This window comes from Stenotrophomonas sp. (assembly GCF_035634915.1).
GTDB lineage: Bacteria > Pseudomonadota > Gammaproteobacteria > Xanthomonadales > Xanthomonadaceae > Stenotrophomonas.
On the sequence record NZ_DASQCB010000021.1, the window covers coordinates 95468 to 117647 of the forward strand.

The window sequence follows — 22180 nt, forward strand, 5'->3', positions numbered from 1 at the left end:
GGGCGGATCAATCCTTGACGATCTGAGGCGACCCCAGGCCGAGACCGGCGATGCGGCCGACAAGTTCCGCAGCGCTGGCATGGTCGCTGGCCGGTACGCGCAGGCGGAACAGGGTACGGCCACCGGCAGCGATGTCGCTGATGGTGGCGCCGACAATGCCGGCAGCATTGAGCTGGCCCATCGCGCGGGTCGCGTTGTCACGGCTGGAGAAGCTGGCCACCTGCACCATCACCGCGCCCACCACCTGCTGCGACAGCGTCGGCGCAGGGGCGGCGGCAACGGGTGCGCTGCGGACGGGCGTGGTGGTGGCACGCGGCGTTGCGGCGGCCACGGCCAGCGGGGCGGCGGCGCTGCGCGAGGGCGCTGCGCTCGGCGGCAGACTGCTGACCGCCACTTCGGGCAAGGCGCTGCTGGCGGCCTGGGTGGTGGCGGGCTGGCCACGGGCAGGTGCGCCGTCGGCCGGCAGGCGCTGCACCAGGCGGTCGATATCGCTGGGCGCAGCGGCGCGCGGGATGGTGGGTGCCGGGCGTGCCGCGGCGACGGTCGTGGCTGCAGCAGCGGCGTCGGCCGCACGGCGCTCGCGGCGCGACGGCTTCTGCGCCAGCAGGTTGCTTTCACCCGGCTGCAGCGCGCGTACTTCCACGTTGCCGGTGCCACGCTGGGTGATGCCCAGGCGCACGGCAGCGGCATAGCTGAGGTCGACCACGCGGCCATCATGGAACGGGCCGCGATCATTGACGCGCACGATCACCGATTCGCCGTTGTCCAGGTTGGTGACGCGGGCGAAGCTGGGCAGCGGCAGCGTTTTGTGCGCGGCGGTGAACTGGTACATGTCGTAGACCTCGCGATTGGAGGTCAGGCGGCCGTGGAACTTGGCGCCGTAGTACGAGGCGGTACCACGTTCGACATAGTCATGGGTGTCGTCGAGCACCTTGTAGGACTTGCCCAGCACCACATACGGCGATTTGTTGCCGATCACCGAGCGCTCGACGGCAGTTACTTCCGGCTCGGGGATGCAGGCCACGTTGGGCACGTAGGTGGGCGTGGAGTCCTTCACCCCCGGCTTGTACAGGCCGCCGGCGGTGTAGTTGCCGCGCGTGCCGGGATCCTCGGTGGCGGCCGCATACGGCGAACCGTCCGGGCAGTGCGCCGGGCGCCCGCCCTTGCCCTGCACCACGGTGCTGGGCACCTTGCCGCCATGGCCGGCACTGGGTTTGTTCGGTGCGCTGCTGCAGGCCGCCAGGGCCAGCACGACGATTCCGGAAACCAGCCATCTGATGTTCATGCCGGGGGCAGCTCCTGTCCGGCAATGGCCTGCGACAACTGGAACACGGCCATCGCGTACATCTTCGAGAGGTTGTAGCGGGTGATCGCGTAGTAGTTCTGGAAGCCCAGCCAGTACTGCTTGCCGGTGCTTGCTTCAAGCGTGACGGGGGTGGCGGTGGCACCCGGCTGCACCGGCGTGCTGGGCTGGTAGCCGCGCTGGGCCAGTTCCGCCAGCGACCAGGTGGGCATCCACTCGGTCGGGTTGAATTCCTCGCGGCCCGGGGCCAGCGTCGCCGGCACCGCCACCTGGCCGCCACGCACCCAGCCGCCCTTCTTCACGAAGTAGTTGGCGATGGACGAGAACACGTCGTCGTAGCTGGTGAACAGGTCGCGACGACCATCGCCGTTGCCGTCCACGGCGTAATCCAGGTAGCTGGAGGGCATGAACTGGCCCATGCCCATCGCCCCGGCATAGCTGCCCTTGAGCGTGGTGATGTCCAGCTTCTCTTCGCGGCCCAGCTCGAACAGCTTGGCCAGTTCATCGCGGAAATACAGCTCGCGGCGCACTTCACGTTCCAGCTTGGCCGGGTCGCCGCTGCGCGGGTAATAGAAGGCCAGCGTGTACAGCGCATCGAGCACGCGGTGGCTGCCGGCGTTCTTTCCGTAGCTGGTCTCCACGCCGATGATGGCCACGATCACTTCGGCGGGCACGCCGGTGCGCTGCTGCACGCGGTCCAGTTCGGCGCGATGTTCGGCCAGGAACGCCCGGCCGCCATCGATGCGCGCCTTGCTGATGAACATCGGCCGGTACTCGTTCCATGGCTTGACCCGCTCGGCGGGCCGCGACATGGCGGCGATGATCGGCTGGCGTACCTGCGCCTGGTCGAGCACGCGGGCGATCTCGGCCGGGGCCAGGCCATAGCGCTTGGCGGTATCGGCGATGAAGGTGGCGCGTGCGGTCTCGAACGGCACCGGGGTCAGGTCGACCGGCGGCGCGGTGGCGGCGGTTGCTTCCGGGGCGGCTTCCGCCGGGCCCGCGTGGGGCTTGGCGACCGGATGGCGCGGCGTGCTGCTGGCCTGGGATGAAGTCGGCGGGGACGTCGGCTGGGTCGCGCAGGCGACCAGACCGAGGGTGAGCAAGCAGGCCAGGGAGCGTCGAATCATCGTCGCAGGTTAGCAGGTCATGGATGAATTAAAACCCCTAACACCATGAGTCACAACGATTTGCCCGCGTTCAGCGGGAAATGTGAAGGCGTCGTGATCGACCTGCCCCATTCAGGCAGAGGCTGCCGGTTGCGCCCCCATCCCCGCAGGCGCAACCGGCGACCGGATCCGGTCGATACCTGCGCGGCTGCCGCTCCCCAGTGGCAGTACCCCGCGCTCCCTGTATCCCTTGGATCAGTACTGCTTCCCGCCCGGCGCCCCCTCGCGCTGCATCAACTGACGGCGCGCCGTGCCGAACGGGCCGCCATTGTGCAGGCCGATTACGACAAGTCCATTGATCCGGATCAACGCTACGTCAAAGTGTGAATTGATCCGCACTTTTTATGGAACTTTGTCGGGCGCCGGCGTGCCGGTATCGCGTCTATGTATGCGACTGCGCATGCCCGTAGCGTCGAGCTTGCTCGACTGCTTTCCGCAAAGAGCAGTCGAGCAAGCTCGACTCTACTTGGCGATGCGGTCAGGCGGCGTGCAGCTGCAGGTCCACGTATTCGGACAAACCACGGCAGGCCAGCAACAGCTCGTCGCGCGCACCGTCGCCGATGTGCTGGCTTTCGTCACCGTCGATGCGGGCCCGCTCGGTGGCGTGCAGCAGTTCCAGCAGGAAGGTCAAACCGGCATTGGCGCGGCTGGCGCGGGCCAGTGCCCTGCCCTGCTCCGGGCTTTGCCCCTTGCGCGGCCACGGCTGGCCATCGGCCGCATCCCCCTGGCGGATGCGCTGCAGGCAGCCCAGCAGGGTGATGGCACGGGCGACGGGCTGGCCTGGGTGGCGGTCAACGTGGTTCCCAACGCCCGGGCGATCTCATCGGGCAGCTCGTTTGCGGCTTCACCCAGGGTGGCGAACAGGTGTGGGTAGCGGGACGGGGATGTGCTCATGTGGGCATCCTTGTGCGGTCGACAAAGAAGCCACCCCACAGGAATGCGGGGGTGGCGGACGATGCGTGGCTCCAATACCGGTGATAGATGTGCAAGAACGCCGGCGGGCACAAGGCCCTCCACGCACCGCCCGCCATGAAGGCACGGACGGATTGCCAGCCGACTCCGCCCGAACAGGAAAGGGCGACGCCGGCTGGCAAGCGTAAACAACATCTATCAACCGGGATTGGAGTCCCGTGCCACCCGTTGTCGGTGGCCGCCCATGATTTGCATGGATGACCCGCTGCGCCAATGAGGAAAGTTGGAAAGTCGAATTCTTCAGAAGCCGACGCGATGCGCGCGTCGGCAGGCCAAAAGCGTCAGCAGCGTCGAGCTTGCTCGACTGCGCTCTTTGTAGCGTCGAGCCTGCTCGACTGCTTCCCGCGAAAAGCAGCCGAGCGTGGGCTCGGCTCTACAGAATGCGAAAAGCAGTCGAGCAAGCTCGACGCTACAAAAGCGGCGCCGCCGGTTTCAGCCGTAGCCGCCGTGCACCGGGTTGTGGCTGCGCACGGCCATCACCAGGCCGAAGCCAGCCAACAGCGAAACCGCCGAGGTACCGCCGTAGCTGATCAGCGGCATCGGCACGCCCACCACCGGCAGCAGGCCGGAAATCATGCCGCCGTTCACCAGCACGTAGACGAAGAACGCCAGGCCGGTGGCACCGGCCAGCAGGCGTGAGTAGGAGTCGCGCGACTGGCTGGCGATGTACAGGCAGCGCCCGATCACCACCAGGTACAGGGTCAGCACCAGGGCCACGCCCATCCAGCCGAATTCCTCACTCAGCACCGAGAAGGCGAAGTCGGTGGTCTGTTCGGGAATGAAGTTCAGGTGCGACTGCGAGCCTTCGCCCCAGCCCTTGCCATCAAAGCCGCCCGAGCCGATCGCGATCTTCGACTGGATGATGTTCCAGCCCGCCCCCAGCGCATCCATCTCCGGGTCGAGGAACATCATGATGCGGTCCTTCTGGTACGGCCGCAGCAACCAGAACCAGGCCAGCGGCGCGACCGCGGCCACGCCGCCTACGCCCAGGCCCACCCACCACCACGGCAGGCCGGCCAGCAGCAGCACGAACACACCGCTGGCGGCGATCAGCACGCCGGTGCCGAAGTCCGGCTGCAGCATCACCAGGCCGGTCGGCACGCCGATGATGACCAGCGCCACCAGCACCGTGTTGAAGCGCGGCGGCAGCGGCATGCGGTGCAGGTACCAGGCCACCATCATCGGCAGGCTGACCTTCAGCAGCTCGGCCGGCTGCAGGTAGAAGAACTTCAGGTCCAGCCACTGCCGGCCGTACTTGCCGGTGCCCAGCACGAACACCGCCAGCAGCGGGATCATCGAGATGGCGTAGATGAGCGGGGTCGCCGAGCGGATGCGCAGGATCGGCACCCGCGAAATGCCCCACAACGCCGCCAGGCCGACCACGAAGCGCGCGCCCTGGGCCATCACCAGGCTGTCGCCGCCGGCGCTCTTCAGCGTGGCCAGGCCGATCACCATCAACGCGCCCAGGGCCAGGCACAACACCCAGTCCAGGGTGCTGAAGAAGCGGCGCAGCATGTCGCCGGCCCAGCGCAGGAAGTCGCTCATCGTGCCGGCTCCGCAGGCGTGGAACGGGGGCTGGCGGGAAGCGCGGAGGCAGGCGCGCCCGGTGCAGGCGCGGGCGCCGGCACCGGGGCGGGCATGCCGACCAGGACCGGGGGCTCGCCCAGCTGCGCGGCGGCGGCATCGCCGGCCGGGCGCGCGCTGGCGTCTTCGTTGTCGAAGGCCGTGACGCCGATGGCGGTGGTGCCGCGCTCAGCGTCCAGCGGCTGCATGCCCTCGGGCATCTTGCCCAGCAGGTAGGCGTCGAACACCTTGCGCGCGATCGGCGCTGCGGCCGAACCGCCGTAGCCGCCACCTTCCACCGCCACCGCAATGGCGATGACGGGGTTCTCGACCGGCGCAAAGCCGACAAACAGCGCGCGATGGCGCAGGTGCATCGGCAGGCTCTTCGGGTTCACCGCAGCGGTGCCCTTGCGGCTGATGACCTGTGCGGTACCGGTCTTGCCGGCCATCACGTACGGCGCTCCGACCGCCACGCGCCAGCCACTGCCGCCGGGCCGCATGGTCGCCATCATGCCCTCGCGCACGGCCTGCACGTTGTTCAGGTTGGGGCTGACCGGCCTGCTCTCGCCCGGCGACATCGGCGTCCAGTCGCTGTCGAAGCCTTCGCGCTGCTGGATCACCAGGTGCGGGGTACGCAGCTGGCCGTCGGCCAGGCCGCTGACGCCGCGCGCCAGCTGCAGCGGGGTGACCTTCCAGTCGCCCTGGCCGATGCTGATGTTGACCGTATCGCCGGGGTACCAGGCTTCCTTGCGGGTTTTGCGCTTGTAGGCCGGCGACGGCAGGATGCCGCCGATCTCGCCGGTCAGGTCGATGCCGGTCGGCTGGCCGAAACCGTAGTACTCCATGTAGTGGTCGAAGCGCTCGATGCCCAGATCCAGCGCCAGCTTGTAGTAGTAGGTGTTGACTGATTCGGCGATGGACTTGCGCAGGTCGGTCCAGCCATGGCCACCACGGTGGGCATCACCCCAGCCGCGCGAGGTGCCCGGCAGGTAGAACATGCCGGTGGACAGCACCTTGTCTTCCGGCCGGCGCACGCCCGAGTCCAGGCCAGCCAGGCCGATCAGCGGCTTCAACGTGGAACCCGGGGCGACGCCACCCAGCACCAGGCGGTTGAACTGCGGCCGCGAGGGGTTGTCGTTCAGCGCCTTGAAATCGGCATGCGAGATGCCGTTGACGAACAGATTGGGGTCGTACGAGGGCAGGCTGACCATCGCCAGCACTTCGCCGGTGCGCGGGTCCATCGCCACGGCCGAACCTTCCTGGTCGCCGAAGGCGGCCACCATGGCGCGCTGCAGGTCGGCATCGATGGACAGGCGCAGGTCGGCGCCGGACTGCGCGGCCACCCGTCCGACGGTACGGATGGCGCGGCCCTGCACGTTGGTCTCGACCTGTTCGTAGCCGACCTTGCCGCGCAGCTGCTGCTCGTAATAGCGCTCCAGCCCGGATTTGCCGATGTGGGTCAGCGCCGCGTTGCCCTCGCCGAGGATCTCCAGATCCTTGTCATCCACGCGCCCGACGTAGCCGATGATGTGCGCGAACAGGTCGCCATAGGGATAGCGACGGGTCAGGTAGGGTTCCAGCTCCACGCCGGGGAAACGCCAGCGGTCCACGGCGAAGCGCGCCATTTCCTCATCGGTCATGCGCAGCTTGAGGGTGACCGGCAGGAACTTGCGGCGGGCCTTGCGCGACTTGTTGAACGCTTCCAGCTCTTCAGGGCTGATGCTGATGATCTTCGCCAGCCCTTCCAGCGTGGCGTCCATGTCCTTGACCTTGTCCGGGGTCACGTCCAGGCGGAAGGCCGGCACGTTCTCGGCCAGCAGGCGGCCGTTGCGGTCGTAGATCATGCCGCGCCCGGGCACCACCGGCCGCGGCTTGATGCGGTTGGCTTCCGAACGGGTGGCGTAGATGTCGTGGTCCAGCACCTGCAGCTTGAAGTACCAGCCGCCCAGGCCCAGCAGGCACACCAGCACGCCGAGGAAGCCCAGCGCCGCGCGGCGGCGGAACTGTTCGGCTTCGGCGTGCGGGTTCTTGACCTGGCGACGCGCGTTCATGGTTCAGCGCCCGCGCCTGCCGAAACGCACGGCGTCGAGCAGCACGAACACCAGCGGCCACAGGCCCATGCCCAGCAGCGGCGCCCACCAGTACGACCACGGCAGGGTGGGTTCGCCCACCAGGATGTGCACCAGCGCGCTGACGATTCGGTCGTTGAACAGCAGGCCGCCGATGGCCAGCATCTGCTGCGACATGGGGAAGAAGCGGATGCGGGCGCGGAAACGCTGCAGGATGAAGGCCAGCATCACCAGCCGCATGGCCTGCTCGCCGAGCACGCCGCCATACAGCAGGTCGGCGATGACGCCGCTGGTGAAGGCGATGCCCAGCCCCACGCGTTCGGGCGCCTCGATGACCCAATAGGCCAGCACCAGCGCCAGCCAGTACGGGCGCAGGGGCTGCAGCAGCGCGGGCAGCGGCAGCAGGCCCAGCAGCAGGGCCACGACCAGGCTGGCCGGCAGCACCCAGCGGTTGTCGCGCAGGCGGCTCATCGTGCGGGCTCCTGCGGGGCAGGTTGCGGTTGTGCGGGTTGCGGTTGTCCACCAGCGGCCGGCACTACCGGGGCCGGGGCGGCCGCGGTGCCTGCGGGCAGCGCGTTACCTTCCGCTGGGCCACCGGCGGCGCCTTCAAGGTTCTGGCGCAGTTCCGGCGGAATCCGGATCGCCGCGCCCGGACGCAGCAGCAGTACGTCGCGGCCGCGGTCCAGCTGGGCGGCCGGCTTCATTTCGCCCACCAGGAAGGCATGGGTGTCATCGGGGCGCAGCGCGGTGACGGTGCCGACCGGGAAGCCCGGCGGGAAACGCCCGCCCAGGCCCGAGGTGACGATCTCATCGCCCACTTCCACGCCCGCGCTCAGTGGAATGTCGCGCAGCTGCAGGCTATCGCCGCGGCCGTAGACGATCAGGCGCACGCCGTTGCGGGCCACGGTTACCGGCACGGCATGGTCCGGGTCGGTCAGCAGCAGCACGGTGGACGTGCCGCCGGTGGTGCTGGTCACCTGCCCCATCAGGCCACCGGCATCGATCACCGCCTGCCCGACGTGCACGCCATCGCGGCTGCCGGCATCGAGCACCAGGCGCTGCTTGACCGGGTCCAGGTCGATATCGAGGATCGGCGCCAGCTGCACGTCCAGGCCACTGCGCTCGGCCACGTTCAGCAGTTCGCGCAGCTGGGCGTTGTCCAGCGCGGCGGTCTGCAGGCGGGTCAGGCGGACGTTGGCCAGCAGGAGCTGGTTGCGCAGTTCGCGGTTCTCGGCCACCAGCTGGCCGTGGCTGGCCGCATTGTCGCGCACCTGGTTGCTGAGCTTGCCGGGCAGGCCGGCCAGCGCCCACACCGGCTGCACCAGCGTGTCGGCCTGGGCGCGCACGCGCGCCAGCCAGCCGGCCTGGTCGTCCAGCACGATCAGGGTGATGGCCATGGCCAGGTAGGCGAGCAGTCGCAGCGGACTGGCGGCGTCACCGGATCGGGAGGCTACGGGAGGACCGGCGTAAGGCGGCACGGCAACGATTCAATCAGCAGAGGGCGATGGGGAAACACGGCGGCGCCCTGCCGGTGCCGGCCCGCAGCAGCGGGCCACACCCCGGAAGGGCGCTGCAGGGAAGACCAGGCGGCAGGCCTCAGTCCGGCGCAAAGAACTCGTTGCCGTGCATGTCGACCAGTTCCAGCGCACGACCGCCACCGCGGGCCACGCAGGTGAGCGGGTCGTCGGCCACCTGCACGTGCAGGCCGGTTTCCTCGGAGATCAGGCGGTCCAGGTCGCGCAGCAGGGCGCCACCACCGGTCAGCACGATGCCGCGCTCGGCGACGTCGGCGCACAGTTCCGGCGGGGTCTGTTCCAGGGCCAGCTTGACCGCGCTGACGATGCCCGACAGCGGCTCGTGCAGGGCTTCGAGCACTTCGTTGGAGCTGATCTTGATCATCTTCGGCACGCCCTCGGCGAGGTTGCGGCCGGAGATTTCCATCTCGATCACTTCCGCCTGCGGGTAGGCGCAGCCCAGCTCGACCTTGATGCGCTCGGCGGTGGCTTCACCGATCAGCATGCCGTGGTTGCGGCGCACGTAGTTGGTGATCGACTCGTCGAAGCGGTCGCCACCGATACGCACCGAGGCCGAATAGACGATGCCGTTCAGCGAGATCACCGCCACTTCGGTGGTGCCGCCGCCGATGTCGATGACCATCGAACCGCGCGCCTCGGTGACCGGCATGCCGGCGCCGATCGCGGCGGCCATGGGCTCTTCGATCAGGAACACGTCGCGGGCACCGGCTTCCTCGGCCGATTCACGGATGGCGCGGCGCTCGACCTGGGTCGAACCGGCCGGCACGCAGACCAGCACGCGCGGGCTCGGGCGCAGCACGCGGGACTTGTGCACCTTCTTGATGAAGTGCTTGAGCATCGCCTCGGTGTAGGTGAAATCGGCGATGACGCCGTCCTTCATCGGGCGGATGGTGGTGATGTGGCCCGGGGTACGGCCCAGCATCTGCTTGGCTTCGGCGCCTACGGCTGCCACCGAGCGGGTGCCACCGATGGCACGGTCCTGGCGCACGGCCACGACCGACGGCTCGTTCAGCACGATGCCCTGGCCACGCACGTAGATGAGGGTGTTGGCCGTGCCCAGGTCGATGGACAGGTCGTTGGAGAACATGCCACGGAGTTTCTTGAACATCTGAGGAAGGAGTCCTGAGGGGTGTCGTGCCCGCCGCGGGATGGCGAAAAAATGGGCAGAATTCGAGGCCGACAAGCCTAGCAACCCGCTTCCCGGCGAGCAAGGAAAAAACTAGCTGAACCCGCGACTTGGCTGGGTTTCGGCCTGATCGGGCATCACCCGGTTCTGGCCCTGAGCGGCACCAGCAGGTAACCTTTGCGCCGTCGGGCGCCCAAGGGCGCCATTTGCTTGCTGGCCGACGCCAGCGGGCCAACCCCAAAATTCACCGAATAGGCTTACATCGATGTCCGCTCTGATCTGTGGTTCTCTTGCCTTCGACACCATCATGGTGTTCCCGGACCAGTTCAAGAATCACATCCTTCCGGACAAGGTGCACATCCTGAACGTGTCCTTCCTGGTGCCGCGCATGCGCCGCGAACTGGGCGGCTGCGCCGGCAACATCGCCTACAACCTGAAGCTGCTGGGCGGCAGCCCGATCCCGATGGGCACCGTCGGCCAGGATTTCGCTCCGTACCGTGAGCACTTCGAGCGCATGGACATCGACCTGAGCCAGGTCCGCGTGCTGGACGACATGTTCACCCCGCAGTGCTTCATCACCACCGACCACGACAACAACCAGATCACCGCGTTCCATCCGGGCGCGATGATGCGTTCGCACGAGAACCACGTGAAGGACGTGCCGGGCGTCACCTTCGGCATCGTCGCGCCGGACGGCCGTGACGGCATGATCCAGAACGCGGCCGAGTTCCTGGAATGCGGCATCCCCTTCATCTTCGACCCGGGCCAAGCCCTGCCGCTGTTCAACGGCCCGGAGCTGCGCGATTTCATCGAGCAGGCCGATTACGTGGTGGTCAACGACTACGAGTCCAACCTGCTGCAGGAGCGCACCGGCTGGGACGAGAAGCAGATCGTGAGCCGGGTGAAGGCCTACATCACCACCCGTGGCCCGAAGGGCGCGGTCATCCACACCCCGGAAAAGAGCTACGACATCCCGCCGGCGCACGAGCGCCGCGTGGTCGACCCGACCGGCTGTGGCGACGCCTTCCGCGCCGGCCTGATCTACGGCATCGAGAAGGGCTACGACTGGCTGACCATCGGCCGCATGGCCAACCTGATGGGCGCGCTGAAGGTCGAGCACCCGGGCACGCAGAACCAGCGCTTCACGTTTGAAGAGTTCCACGACCAGTTCAAGCAGCAGTTCGGTTACGCGCTGGGCGCGTAAGCCGGACGGCCCGCGCATCTCGATGCGCGACCGGGAACTGCCCTGGTAGGTGTCGACCTTGGTCGACACTGCCGGCCAGCGGCCGGCACTACCCACCGGGCATGGCCCGGCGCTACCCGTTCTGCTGCCAGGCGGCCAACAACGCGCGGCAATCGGCGAAATGCCAATCCGCGCGGCCCGGCCACGGGTTGTCGGGCAGGTTGACCAGCACGGTGCGCGCACCGGCGGCGCGGCCACAGTCCAGGTCGTAGGCGTGGTCACCCACCATCACCACCGCTTCGGCACCGATGCCCCAGCGCCGCAGGTGCTCCTGCACACCGTCGGGTGACGGCTTCGGCACCGCTTCATCGCGGCCGATGATGCAGCGATCAGCAAACAGATCCCCTACCCCGATCGCGTCCAGCGTCAGCTTCGCCAACGCATGGTCGTTGCGGGTCAGGATGCCCAGCTGGCAGCCCGCCGCGGCCAGCGCGCGCAGCAGCTCGACCGCGCCCGGCGCCGGCAGCGCGGCTTCGGCCAGATCACGCTCGTGGGCCAGCAGCCAGGCGTGCTTGCGCGCCGCCTCCGCACCCGGCAGGCCCGCCAGGTGCACGAGGATGTCCGCGCTGGGCGGGATGCCCAGCTCACGCTTGATGCGCTCGAAATCATGCATGGCCACGGTCAGCGTGCCATCCATGTCGAACACCCAGTGGCGCACGGCCGACAGTGCCGGCGCGACCACGGCAGTGGCCGTCACTTCCACCACTGCGGCATGCGGCTGGTGTCCACGCCGCCGGTCTCGAACACGGCCGTGCGGGTGCCACCGGCCTTCACCGGGAACTCGATGCTGATCGACCTGCCCTTCTGCGCCAGCTTCCACAGCGCCTTCTGGTCGGTGATGAACATGGCGATGGCCTCGTCGGTCTTCGGCCGCCAGGCCGCCATCGAGATCGGCTTGCCATCGTCCACGGTCACCTTCACCGTGCACTGCGGGCAGCGGAAATCACCGGCCTGCAGCACCAGGTAGGCGTGGCGCTTCCACTCGGGATGGTCGCGGAACACCAGCTGCACCGGCTTGGCACCGCTGCCGTCCACATCCACCCGTTCCTTGCTGTAGATGGTGGCCGAGAGCTGCTTGCCCTTGCTGCCGACCGGAATCTCGTTGTACTGCCACAGCGCCTGCATGCGGCGCAGGTCGCGCGCGGCATCGGCCTTTGCCTTCACCTCATCGAAGCCGGCAGCGATGCGCTCGGCCGCGGCAGTGTCCTTGTACTGGTCCAGCAGCGAACCACCGTGGATGCGCGCCCGCTCCCAGTCCTGTGCGGCCACAGCCGTGTCGTACTGCTTGGCGACGTCCTCGGCCTTGGCTTCCTTCTGCGCCTGGGCGGCGGCAGCGGCGGCCTCCTGCGCCTTGCGCTCTTCCTCGGGGTTGCTGCAGGCGGCCAGGGCCAGGGCGCAGGCGGTGATCAGGATCAGTCGTTTCATGCGGAAGTCCTTTGCGGGTGCCTTTCTGTAGAGTCGAGCTTGCTCGACTGGCACGTCAACAGCAGTCGAGCAAGCTCGACTCTACCGAAGCGTGGAGCAACAGCAGTCGAGCAGGGCTCGACGCTGCAAAAAAAGCGCCGGGGGATGCCCGGCGCGTTTTTCTTACTTGGCTTCAGCCTTGGACAGCATGTCCTGCACCGAGCCCGTGGTGATCGGGTGGTAGCCCGGCTTGGCCTTCTCGAAGGCCTCCTTGGCCAGCTCCAGACCCTTCGGGGTCTTCACCAGTTCGGCGTAGATCGGCATGATCAGCTTGCGACGGCCGACACGCTCGATGAACGCCGCAGCCGCCTCATTGGCCTGCTCGTAGCCGCTGCGGATGGCCAGCGGGTACCAGCGCATGGCGATTTCGCCATTGGCGGTGCCGGTGAAGTGGTAGGCCTTGTCCAGCGCGGCCAGCTTGTCCAGCGGCAGAGTGGTGCCCAGGCCGTCGATGAAGCGGACCCATTCCTGGGTGCCCCACTCGGCGGTGACCTGGTTGGCCGGCAGGCTGCCCGCACCGGAGAACGCGATGCGCGCGGCATCGACGCTGCTGAAGTTGCGCGACTGGGCCTTGGTGGCGAACGACGGGATGCCCGGCTCGTCCAGCCATGCCCTCAGCTCGGCCTCGCTCACCGCCGAGGGATTCTTCGGCAGCAGGTTCTTCTTCAGGTAGTCGACGAACTGGTCGGTGTTGGCGCTCTGGAAGGCATGGTCATCGAACCAGCCGCGCAGGAACGGATCGAAGGTCTCGCGGCCGAAGCGCTGTTCCAGGAACTCCAGGAACCACGAACCCTTGACGTAGGCGACCTGGCTGAGGGCTTCGTCGGGGTCACGCTCGTTCAGCGGCGGCAGCGCCAGGGCCTGGTCGGCCGGGCTCATGTCCTTCACTTCGGCCAGCAGGTCGGTCTGGTCGATCTGCTTCTCCATCTCGGCCATCTCCTTGCCGTACAGGGCTTCGGTGATGCGGCCCTGGACGTAGGTGGTGAAGCCTTCATTGAGCCAGATGTCCTTCCAGCTGGCGTTGGTCACCAGGTTGCCCGACCAGCTGTGCGCCAGTTCGTGGGCGACCAGCGAGACCAGCGACTTGTCGCCAACGATCACGGTCGGGGTGGCGAAGGTCAGGCGCGGGTTTTCCATGCCGCCGAACGGGAACGACGGCGGCAGCACCAGCATGTCGTAGCGGCCCCAGCGGTATTCGCCGTACAGCTTTTCGGCGGCACCGATCATCTTCTCGGTGTCTTCGAATTCCTTGGCGGCCTTGTTGACCATGGTCGGCTCGGCCCAGACGCCGGAGCGGCCGGAAATCGGCTCGAACACCAGATCACCGGCAGCGATGGCCAGCAGGTAGGACGGGATCGGCTGCGGCATCTTGAAGGTGTAGTCACCGTCACGCGCGGCCTTGGGGTCGTTGTCGGCGCTCATCAGCACCATCACGTCCGGGCGCGAGGTCACGTGCGCGCTGTAGGTGAAGCGCACGCTCGGGGTGTCCTGCAGCGGCACCCAGGAACGGGCGTGGATGGCCTGCGACTGGCTGAACATGAAGGGCAGCTTCTTGCCCTCGGTCATCGACGGCTCCAGCCACTGCAGGCCCGAGGCGGTCGGTGCGGTGTGGTAGGTCACTTCGACCTTGGCCGGCTGCTGCGGCGCTTCGATGGTCAGCTTGCTGCCGAACACCTTGTCGACCGGGGCCAGGGCGAACTTCAGTTCACTGCGCGCGCCATCGGCGGCGATGGCCTCGACCTTGGACACGCTCAGCTCACGGGTGTCGAGCACCAGCTGCTGCGCGTCCTTCTGCTTCCATTCCAGGGTGTAGGTAGCGGTGCCGCCGATCTGCTTCTGGTCGAAGTCCAGCTTCAGATCCAGCGCGATGTCCTTGATGACGACCTTGTCCGGCTCGGCGTACGAGCTTTCGTCGTGGCTGCGGTTCTCGGCGTTCACGGGGGCGGCGGGGGCCTTTTCGGCAGTCGGGGCGGCGGCGGGCGCGGCCGCCTCCTGGGAGCAGCCGGCGGCCAGGGCCACGGCCAGCGGAAGGAGCATCAGCGGATTACGCATGAATCGGGACCGTTACGGGGATCAAACCCCAATGGTACCTCGCCCCCGGCCCGGAGGGTGCCCCTCGCCCCCGATGGGTGCCAACCGCCACCGGTAGGTGCCACCCGCGCCCGGTGGGTGCCACTCGCCACCGGTAGGTGCCACCCGCGCCCGGTAGGTGCCAACCTTGGTTGGCACGGATCCATCCACGCATGCGGCAGGCACGTGCCGACCAAGGTCGGCACCTACCAGAGCGGAGGGCCGCTGCGGGGCCTGTGCCGACCAAGGTCGGCACCTGCCAGAGCAGGAATTACAGCTTGTAGCCGGAGTGGATCGAGACGATGCCGCCGGTCAGGTTCTTGTAGTGGCAGCGCTCGAAACCGGCCTGCCCCATCATCGCCTTCAGCTCTTCCTGCGGCGGGTGCTTGCGGATGCTCTCGGCCAGGTACTGGTAGCTGTCCGAATCATTGGCGAACAGCTTGCCCAGCTTGGGCAGGATCCTGAACGAGTGGAAGTCGTAGATCGGCTTGAACCAGTCGGCAGTGACTTCGGAGAACTCCAGCACGCGGGCCTGCCCGCCTACCTTCAGCACGCGGTACATCTCGCGCAGGCCGGCGTCCTTGTCGGTCACGTTGCGCAGGCCGAAGGCGATGGTGACCAGGTCGAAGCTGTTGTCCGGGAACGGCAGGGCTTCGGCGTTGCACTGCACGTAGTCCAGGCCCAGCACCAGGCCCCGGTTGGTCAGGCGGTCACGGCCGACCGAAAGCATGCCGGCGTTGATGTCGCCCAGCACCACCGAGCCCCCGGCGCCGACGCGCTCCTTCAGCAGGGCGGCGATGTCACCGGTGCCGCCGGCCAGGTCGAGCACGCGGTCACCCGGCTTCACCTGCGCGGTGGCCACGTAATAGCGCTTCCAGGCCCGGTGCACGCCGAGGCTCATCAGGTCGTTCATCAGGTCGTAGTTGCGCGCGACCGAGGTGAACACCTCGCCGACAAGCTTCTGCTTGTCCTTGGCGGCCACGTCGCGGAACCCGAAATGGGTGGTACCGGATTTGTAGGGGGATTCGCTCATGCGCTGATTATCGCACCGCCGGGGCCGCTGCGGGGTAACCGGGCCTTATCATGGCGGCCCATGACCCACCGGAGCCCCGCATGATCACCACGCCCGACTACCAGGCCCTGCTGCAGACCGCCATCGCCGAAGCCCGCCAGGGCCTGGCCGAGGGCGGCGTGCCGATCGGCGCGGCGCTGTACCACAACGACGGCCGCCTGCTCGGCTGCGGCCACAACCGCCGCGTGCAGGAAGGCGATCCGTCCGTGCACGGCGAAACCGATGCCTTCCGCAAGGCCGGCCGCCAGCGCCGTTACCAGGACACCATCATGGTCACCACCCTGGCGCCGTGCTGGTACTGCTCGGGCCTGGTGCGCCAGTTCAACATCGGCACCGTGGTGGTGGGCGAGTCGCGCACCTTCCAGGGCGGCATCGACTGGCTGCGCGAAAACGGCGTCAACGTGATCGACCTGGACAGCCAGGAATGCGTGGACCTGCTGGGTGGCTTCATTGCGCAACATCCGGAAATCTGGAACGAAGACATCGGCGAATAAGCCCTCCGGCGCGGTACTTCATCCAGCAACATGAATTCTTCAGCGCCGGCACTGCCTTGTGCCGGCTGCATCTGCGGGCGCTACTGGGCACTGGCGCACAGTCAGCTGGATAACCCGCACACGCGCCGCTGACACCCCCTTCGCATGACGCGCCTACGGTGGCATCACCGGGGCCCCCTTGTCCCGGCGGAGCAAGCCGATGAGCGTGCACGCCGTACCTCCCCTGCCCGACCCGGCCCTCGCCGGCATCCGCGACCGATTGACGCAGCAGTTCGCGCTGCATCGCCGTGGCGCGCCGTTCTGGGCCGCTTTCCAGGACATGCAGCAGGAAATCACCCGCGACCATCCGCGTGACCGCGTGCGCCTGTGCAACGCGATGGCCGACATGGCCGAAGACCTCGGTGCCGTTGAACACGCACAGCTGATCGATGGCAACACCGGCTGCACACCGCGCTGACGCTGCATGCACCGGCACATACGCACACTGCGATGAACCCCCACTCCCTGCCACCCCAACCGAACTGGAATGCCATGCACGCTGAAGTCCCCGCCATCCCACCGGTCATCGACGTTGATGCTGAACTCGATCACTGGCGTCGGCAGCACGCCGACGGCGCGTTGCCGCACAACTCGTTCGGCTCCTACGTGCCGTGGATCAAGTTCGCCTGCGATTCGTTGATTACCCAGCCACGTGCCAGCAATGCCGAGCGCGATGAAACGTTCCAGACCCAGTACGCCCTGCAGATCATGCCGCGCCTGACTGAATCGCAGGCCCGCGAGTTCGTCGACCGCTGCTGGCAGCACGTCTACCAGACCAGCCGCGTACGCCTGCAGGACGCCCCGCGCCTGCGCGCCTGAGTCCCTGCGCGGCTGCACGGTCCGTGCACGCGCCGCTGCCGATCATCTTCGTCACCCGGGTGGAATGACGACGATGAAAGCAAGGAACCTGTTCAACACGATCGCCAAGAAGGCCGCGGCCGCCACCGGCTCGCCGTGGACCTTCCTGGCTGCGGTGGGTATCGTGGTGGTATGGGGCCTGAGCGGACCATCTTCGGCTTCAACGATACCTGGCAGCTGGTCATCAACACCGGCACCACCATCATCACCTTCCTGATGGTGTTCCTGATCCAGCACACGCAGAACTCGGATACGGCCGCGATGCAGATCAAGCTGGACGAGCTGATCCGCGCCACGGCCGAGGCCAACAACGAGCTGCTGGACCTGGAAGAGATGGACGAGGAGCGGCTGGAGGAGATCCGTGCCGAGTACGAGCGCATGGCCCGCGAGGCCGGCGACGCGTTGGCGCGGGTTCGTTCCTGCCGCGCCGCACCGCGCGATGATGAGGCAGTTTGACGCGCCTGCCTGCGACCCCGTCCCTGGTAGATGCCAACCTTGGCTGGCATGTTGATCGCATGCACGTGCCCGATTCGTGCCAACCAAGGTTGGCACCTACCAGAGGCGAGGTTTCGGCCCATTCACCAGAGGCGGGGTTTCCGCCCATTCACCCGAAACGGGGTTTCGGCCCATTCACCAGACGCAGGGTTTACCCGCGTTCGTGCCAGCCGCCGCCCAGCACCTTGTACAGGGTGATGCGGTTGGCCTGCTGGGCCAGCTCGGTCTGCAGGCGCGCCTGCTGCGCGCTGTAGGCGGTGCGGCGTGCGTCCAGCAGAGTCACGAAGCTGTCCAGGCCGGCGTCATAGCGGGCCTGCGACAGGCGGTTGGCCGTTTCGGCTGCATCCACCAGACGCTGCTGCGCGCTCACCTGCTCGTCCAGGCTGACATTCAGCGCCAGCGCGTCGGAGGTTTCGCGGAAACCGCTCTGGATCGCCTTTTCATACTGCGCCAGGGCGATATCGCGGTCCGCATTGGCCACCGCCAGGTTCGCGCGCAGCTTGCCGCCCTGGAAGATCGGCAACGTGATCTTCGGCAGGAAGCTCCACACGCGGGTGCCGCTGTCGAACAGGTTGGACAGTTCGCCCGAGCCGCTGCCGATGCTGCCGGTCAGGGTGATGCTGGGGAAGAACGCGGCACGCGCGGCACCGATGTTGGCGTTGGCCGCCAGCAGCTGGTGTTCGGCGGCCATGATGTCCGGACGCTGCAGCAGCACGTCGCTGGGCAGGCCGGCCGGCGGCGGGGCCAGGGCAAGCAGCTGCGGTTCGATGCTGTCCGGCAGCAGGTCCGCATCGACCTGGCCACCGGCCAGCAGCGCAAGCGCGTTGCGGTCCTGGGCCAGCTGCCCGCGCAGGCGGGCGGCATCGGTACGCGCGGTTTCCACCAGCGTACGGGTCTGGCTCAGCTCCAGCCCGGAGCTGCCGCCACGTTCGTGGCGGGCCTCGGCCAGGCGCAGCGAATCCTCATAGGTCTTCAGCGTGGCCTCGGAGATCTTCAGCTGCTGCGCGTCGGCACCGTAGGTCAGCCACGCGGTGGCGGTCTCGGCCACCAGGCTCAGCTGCGCGTTGCGGCGGTTGGCAGCCACGGCAAAGTACTGCTGCAGGGCAGACTCGCTGAGGTTGCGCACGCGGCCGAACAGATCCAGCTCGAAGTCGGCCACCCCGACGCCGGCGGTGAACTGCTCGGTGACGCCGGCATTGCTGCCCTGCCGTTCCATCTGGCCGGTGGCGGCCAGGCCGGGCACGCGGTCGGCGCGCTGCACGCGGTACTGGCCGCGTGCCTTTTCCACGTTCAACACCGCCACGCGCAGGTCGCGGTTGTTGTCCAGCGCCTGGCCGATCACCTGCTGCAGGCGTTCATCGGTGAAGAAGTCGCGCCAGCCCAGTGCCGCAACATCGGTCACTTCGCCCTGGCTGGCTTCGGCCGGCCACTGCGATGGAATGGCCGGGGCAACGGCGGTGTTCTTCGGCGCCAGGGTGGAACAGCCAGCCAGGCCCAGGCTGGCGACGAGCGCCAGCAGCAAGGGGGTCTTATTCATGGGAACCTCCATGGGCAGCGTCATCGCGCGGAGCCGGCGGCGTGCCACCTCCGTTGCCCTTGTTGCGGTTGAACACGCGCTGCACCACCACGAAGAACAGCGGGATGAAGAACACGCCCATCACGGTGCCCACCAGCATGCCGCCCAGCACGCCGGTACCGATGGCGCGCTGCGCACCGGAACCCGCACCGGAGGCGATGGCCAGCGGCAGCACGCCCAGGCCGAACGCCAGCGAGGTCATGATGATCGGGCGCAGGCGGTCGCGGACCGCGTGCATCGTCGCTTCGATCAGGCCCGCGCCCTTCTCCAGGTTTTCCTTGGCGAATTCGACGATCAGGATCGCGTTCTTGCTGGTCAGGCCCACCGTGGTCAGCATCGCCACCTGGAAGTAGATGTCGCGCTCCATGCCGCGGAAGGTGTTGGCCAGCACCGCGCCGAGAATACCCAGCGGCGCCACCAGCAGTACCGAGGTCGGCACGCTCCAGCTTTCATACAGGGCAGCAAGGCACAGGAACACGATCAGCAGCGACAGCGTGTACAGCAGCGGCGTCTGTGAACCGGCCTGGCGTTCCTGGTAGGACAGCGCGGTCCATTCGATCTCGAAGCCCGGCGGCAGGTCCTTGGCGATGCGCTCGATCTCGGCCATGGCATCACCGGAGGCAACGCCGGCTGCCGGTTCGCCCTGGATTTCCATCGCCGACACGCCGTTGTAGCGTTCCAGGCGCGGCGAACCGTAATCCCAGCGCTTGGTGGCGAAGGCACTGAACGGCACCATCTCGCCCTGCCCGTTCTTCACCGACCAGACGTTGAAGTCGTCCGGATTCATGCGGAACGGTGCATCGGCCATCACGTACACGCGCTTGACGCGGCCACGGTCGATGAAGTCATCGATGTAGCTGCTGCCCCACGCCGCGGCCAGGGTGTTGTTGATCGAGCTGACCGACAGGCCCAGGGCGTTGGCCTTCTCCACGTCCACGTCGATGCGCAGCTGCGGGGTGTCTTCCTGGCCGTTGGGGCGCACGTTGGCCAGCAGCTTGCTCTGCCCAGCCGCACCCAGCAGCTGGTTGCGTGCGGCCAGCAGGGCGTCATGGCCCTTGCCGCTGGTGTCCTTCAGGAAGAAGGTGTAGCCCGAACCGATGCCCAGCTCCGGCATGGCCGGCGGCGGGAAGGCGAAGATGAAGGCATCCTTGATCTGGCCCAGCGCGCCCATCGCACGCCCGGTGATCGCACCGACGCTGTGGTCGGCATCGCGCTCCTTCCAGTCCTTCAGCTTGACGAAGGCCATGCCCGCATTCTGGCCCATGCCGGCGAAGCTGAAGCCCTGCACGGCGAAAATCGATTCGACGGCGTCGGCTTCGTTCTTCAGGAAGTGGTCTTCCAGCTTGGCCATCGCTTCCAGCGTGCGTTCCTGGGTGGCACCGACCGGGGTCTGCACCAGCGCCATCATGATGCCCTGGTCTTCATTGGGCAGGAACGAGCTGGGCAGGCGCGCGAACAGCACGCCCATCACCACGGCCAGCGCCACGAAGATGCCCATGAAGCGCCACGGGCGATGGATGATGCCCTTCACGCCGCGCTGGTAGGTTTCGCTGGAACGGTCGAAGCCACGGTTGAAGCCATTGAAGAAACGACCCAGCAGGCCCGTGTGGGCGACGTGGTGCTCGCCCTTCTTCAGCGGCTTGAGCATGGTCGCGCACAGCGCCGGGGTCAGCACGATGGCCACCAGCACCGACAACGCCATGGCCGAGACAATCGTGGCCGAGAACTGGCGGTAGATGATGCCGGTCGAACCGCTCATGAAGGCCATCGGCACGAACACCGCCGACAGCACCAGGCCGATACCCACCAGCGCGCCGGTGATCTGGCCCATCGACTTGCGGGTGGCTTCCAGGGGCGACAGGCCCTCTTCGGACATGATGCGCTCGACGTTCTCCACCACCACGATGGCGTCGTCCACCAGCAGGCCGATGGCCAGCACCATGGCGAACATCGTCAGCATGTTGATGGAGAAGCCCAGCGCGGCCAGCACGCCAAAGGTACCCAGCAGCACCACCGGCACGGCGATGGTCGGGATCAGGGTGGCGCGGAAGTTCTGCAGGAACAGGTACATCACCACGAACACCAGCACGATGGCTTCGATCAGGGTCTTGATGACACCCTTGATCGAGACCTGCACGAACGGCGTGGTGTCGTACGGCACGACGGTTTCCAGGCCGGCCGGGAAGCTGGCCTTCATGTCATCCAGTGCGGTGCGCACGCCCTCGGCGGTCTCCAGCGCGTTGGCGCCGGTGGCCAGGGTGATGGCGATGCCGGTGGATGGCTTGCCGTTGTAGCGGGTGACGAAGTCGTAGCTTTCCGCACCCAGTTCGACACGGGCGACATCGCCCAGGCGCAGCTCGCTGCCATCGGTGCCGCCACGCACCAGGATGTTGCGGAACTGTTCCGGGGTCTGCAGGCGGTCCTGCGCGTTGATGGTGGCGTTGAGCTGCTGGCCCTTCACCGACGGCGCACCACCCAGCTGGCCGATGGCCACCTGTGCGTTCTGCGCGGTGATCGCTGCGGTCACTTCATCGACCGACAGCTTGTAGGTGTGCAGCTTGTTCGGGTCCAGCCAGATGCGCATGGCGTACTTGCCACCGAACACCTGGATGTTGCCCACGCCCGGCACGCGGCTGAGCGTGTCGACGATGTTGGAACCCACGTAGTCGGCGATGTCGTTGGCATCCATGCTGCCGTCGTTGGACACGAAGCCGATGACCTGCAGGAAGCCGCTGCTGGACTTGGCCACGTTGATGCCCTGCCGCTGCACTTCCTGCGGCAGCAGCGGCATGGCCAGCTGCAGCTTGTTCTGCACCTGCACCTGGGCGATGTCCGGGTTGGTACCGGCTTCGAAGGTGAGGGTGATGGTGGCCTGGCCGTTGGCCGAGCTGTTGGAGGAGAAGTAGATCAGGCCATCAAGGCCCTTCATGTTCTGCTCGATGATCTGCGTCACCGAGTCCTCGACCACCTTGGCCGATGCACCCGGGTAGGTGGCGCTGATCTCGACGGCCGGCGGGGCGACCTCGGGATACATCGACACCGGCAGCTTCACCACCGCCAGCGCACCGGCCAGCATGATGATGATGGCGATCACCCACGCGAAGATGGGTCGATCAATGAAAAAACGTGCCATGG

At 67.3% G+C, this 22180-nt stretch carries 19 protein-coding genes and 1 pseudogene; 6 read left to right on the forward strand and 14 right to left on the reverse strand.

The features are described from left to right. Positions 1-7: 7 nt before the first annotated feature. Together VER16_RS16625 and mltB are read right to left on the reverse strand one after the other, a co-directional pair. Positions 8-1285: a septal ring lytic transglycosylase RlpA family protein gene (locus tag VER16_RS16625; RefSeq protein WP_324809810.1), complete on the reverse strand. Its 1278-nt coding sequence runs from the start codon at positions 1283-1285 to the stop codon at positions 8-10. Then, positions 1282-2430, reverse strand: coding sequence for a lytic murein transglycosylase B (gene mltB, locus VER16_RS16630; RefSeq protein WP_324809812.1), 1149 nt, complete (start codon positions 2428-2430; stop codon positions 1282-1284). The genes VER16_RS16625 and mltB overlap by 4 nt, the downstream gene beginning before the upstream one ends. Before the next feature lie 45 nt (positions 2431-2475). Between mltB and VER16_RS16635 the strand changes: the two genes are divergently transcribed. Continuing rightward, positions 2476-2796: a hypothetical protein gene (locus VER16_RS16635; RefSeq protein WP_324809814.1), complete on the forward strand. Its 321-nt coding sequence runs from the start codon at positions 2476-2478 to the stop codon at positions 2794-2796. A gap of 151 nt (positions 2797-2947) precedes the next feature. On the opposite strand, the gene VER16_RS16640 is transcribed toward VER16_RS16635, so the two are convergent. From VER16_RS16640 to VER16_RS16665, 6 genes are all read right to left on the reverse strand, one after another. Then, positions 2948-3100 carry a hypothetical protein gene (locus VER16_RS16640; RefSeq protein WP_324809816.1) on the reverse strand — a complete coding sequence of 51 codons (153 nt, stop codon included), beginning with the start codon at positions 3098-3100 and terminating at the stop codon, positions 2948-2950. A 773-nt stretch (positions 3101-3873) separates the two neighbouring features. Continuing rightward, positions 3874-4986 (reverse strand): rod shape-determining protein RodA, encoded by a 1113-nt coding sequence (gene rodA / locus VER16_RS16645; RefSeq protein ID WP_324809818.1) that lies wholly within the window; start codon positions 4984-4986, stop codon positions 3874-3876. Further along, positions 4983-7055 (reverse strand): penicillin-binding protein 2, encoded by a 2073-nt coding sequence (gene mrdA / locus VER16_RS16650; protein ID WP_324809820.1) that lies wholly within the window; start codon positions 7053-7055, stop codon positions 4983-4985. Before mrdA ends, rodA begins: the two co-directional genes overlap by 4 nt. Before the next feature lie 3 nt (positions 7056-7058). Further along, positions 7059-7544, reverse strand: coding sequence for a rod shape-determining protein MreD (gene mreD, locus VER16_RS16655; RefSeq protein ID WP_324809823.1), 486 nt, complete (start codon positions 7542-7544; stop codon positions 7059-7061). After that, positions 7541-8551, reverse strand: a complete 1011-nt coding sequence (mreC, locus tag VER16_RS16660; protein WP_324809825.1) for a rod shape-determining protein MreC — start codon at positions 8549-8551, stop codon at positions 7541-7543. Before mreC ends, mreD begins: the two co-directional genes overlap by 4 nt. Before the next feature lie 118 nt (positions 8552-8669). Further along, entirely contained in the window at positions 8670-9716 is a 1047-nt protein-coding gene (locus tag VER16_RS16665; protein ID WP_079223402.1) for a rod shape-determining protein, read from the reverse strand. Positions 9717-9999: 283 nt separating this feature from the next. On the opposite strand from VER16_RS16665, the gene VER16_RS16670 reads away from it, so the two are divergent. Then, the gene (locus VER16_RS16670) at positions 10000-10938 is read left to right on the forward strand and encodes a carbohydrate kinase family protein (protein WP_108766373.1); all 939 of its coding nucleotides are present in this window, start codon (positions 10000-10002) and stop codon (positions 10936-10938) included. A 112-nt stretch (positions 10939-11050) separates the two neighbouring features. Here the strand turns inward: VER16_RS16670 and VER16_RS16675 are convergent, their stop codons facing one another. The 4 genes from VER16_RS16675 to ubiE form a co-directional block, all read right to left on the reverse strand. Continuing rightward, positions 11051-11674: an HAD family hydrolase gene (locus VER16_RS16675; RefSeq protein ID WP_324809830.1), complete on the reverse strand. Its 624-nt coding sequence runs from the start codon at positions 11672-11674 to the stop codon at positions 11051-11053. Next, positions 11671-12402, reverse strand: coding sequence for a hypothetical protein (locus VER16_RS16680; protein ID WP_324809832.1), 732 nt, complete (start codon positions 12400-12402; stop codon positions 11671-11673). Before VER16_RS16680 ends, VER16_RS16675 begins: the two co-directional genes overlap by 4 nt. A 162-nt stretch (positions 12403-12564) precedes the next feature. Then, positions 12565-14493: a M1 family metallopeptidase gene (locus tag VER16_RS16685; protein ID WP_324809835.1), complete on the reverse strand. Its 1929-nt coding sequence runs from the start codon at positions 14491-14493 to the stop codon at positions 12565-12567. Positions 14494-14782: 289 nt separating this feature from the next. Further along, complete coding sequence (ubiE, locus tag VER16_RS16690; protein ID WP_324809837.1) at positions 14783-15544, reverse strand: bifunctional demethylmenaquinone methyltransferase/2-methoxy-6-polyprenyl-1,4-benzoquinol methylase UbiE; 762 nt, start codon at positions 15542-15544, stop codon at positions 14783-14785. Positions 15545-15624: 80 nt separating this feature from the next. On the opposite strand from ubiE, the gene VER16_RS16695 reads away from it, so the two are divergent. The 4 genes and pseudogenes from VER16_RS16695 (at position 15625) to VER16_RS16710 (ending at position 17430) form a co-directional block, all read left to right on the forward strand. Beyond that, positions 15625-16077: a nucleoside deaminase gene (locus tag VER16_RS16695; protein WP_005411083.1), complete on the forward strand. Its 453-nt coding sequence runs from the start codon at positions 15625-15627 to the stop codon at positions 16075-16077. A 199-nt stretch (positions 16078-16276) separates the two neighbouring features. Next, positions 16277-16534: a hypothetical protein gene (locus VER16_RS16700; protein WP_324809840.1), complete on the forward strand. Its 258-nt coding sequence runs from the start codon at positions 16277-16279 to the stop codon at positions 16532-16534. A gap of 74 nt (positions 16535-16608) precedes the next feature. Further along, positions 16609-16935 (forward strand): hypothetical protein, encoded by a 327-nt coding sequence (locus VER16_RS16705; RefSeq protein WP_312736471.1) that lies wholly within the window; start codon positions 16609-16611, stop codon positions 16933-16935. Between the two features lie 73 nt (positions 16936-17008). Beyond that, positions 17009-17430, forward strand: a pseudogene (locus tag VER16_RS16710) (low affinity iron permease family protein). 190 nt (positions 17431-17620) lie between these two features. On the opposite strand, the gene smeF reads toward VER16_RS16710, so the two are convergent. Both smeF and smeE read right to left on the reverse strand, forming a co-directional pair. Next, positions 17621-19006 carry a multidrug efflux RND transporter outer membrane subunit SmeF gene (smeF, locus tag VER16_RS16715; protein WP_414716062.1) on the reverse strand — a complete coding sequence of 462 codons (1386 nt, stop codon included), beginning with the start codon at positions 19004-19006 and terminating at the stop codon, positions 17621-17623. Continuing rightward, a complete protein-coding gene (gene smeE / locus VER16_RS16720; RefSeq protein ID WP_324809846.1) occupies positions 18999-22178 on the reverse strand; it encodes a multidrug efflux RND transporter permease subunit SmeE in 3180 nt (1059 codons plus the stop codon). The genes smeF and smeE overlap by 8 nt, the downstream gene beginning before the upstream one ends. Positions 22179-22180 lie beyond the last annotated feature (2 nt).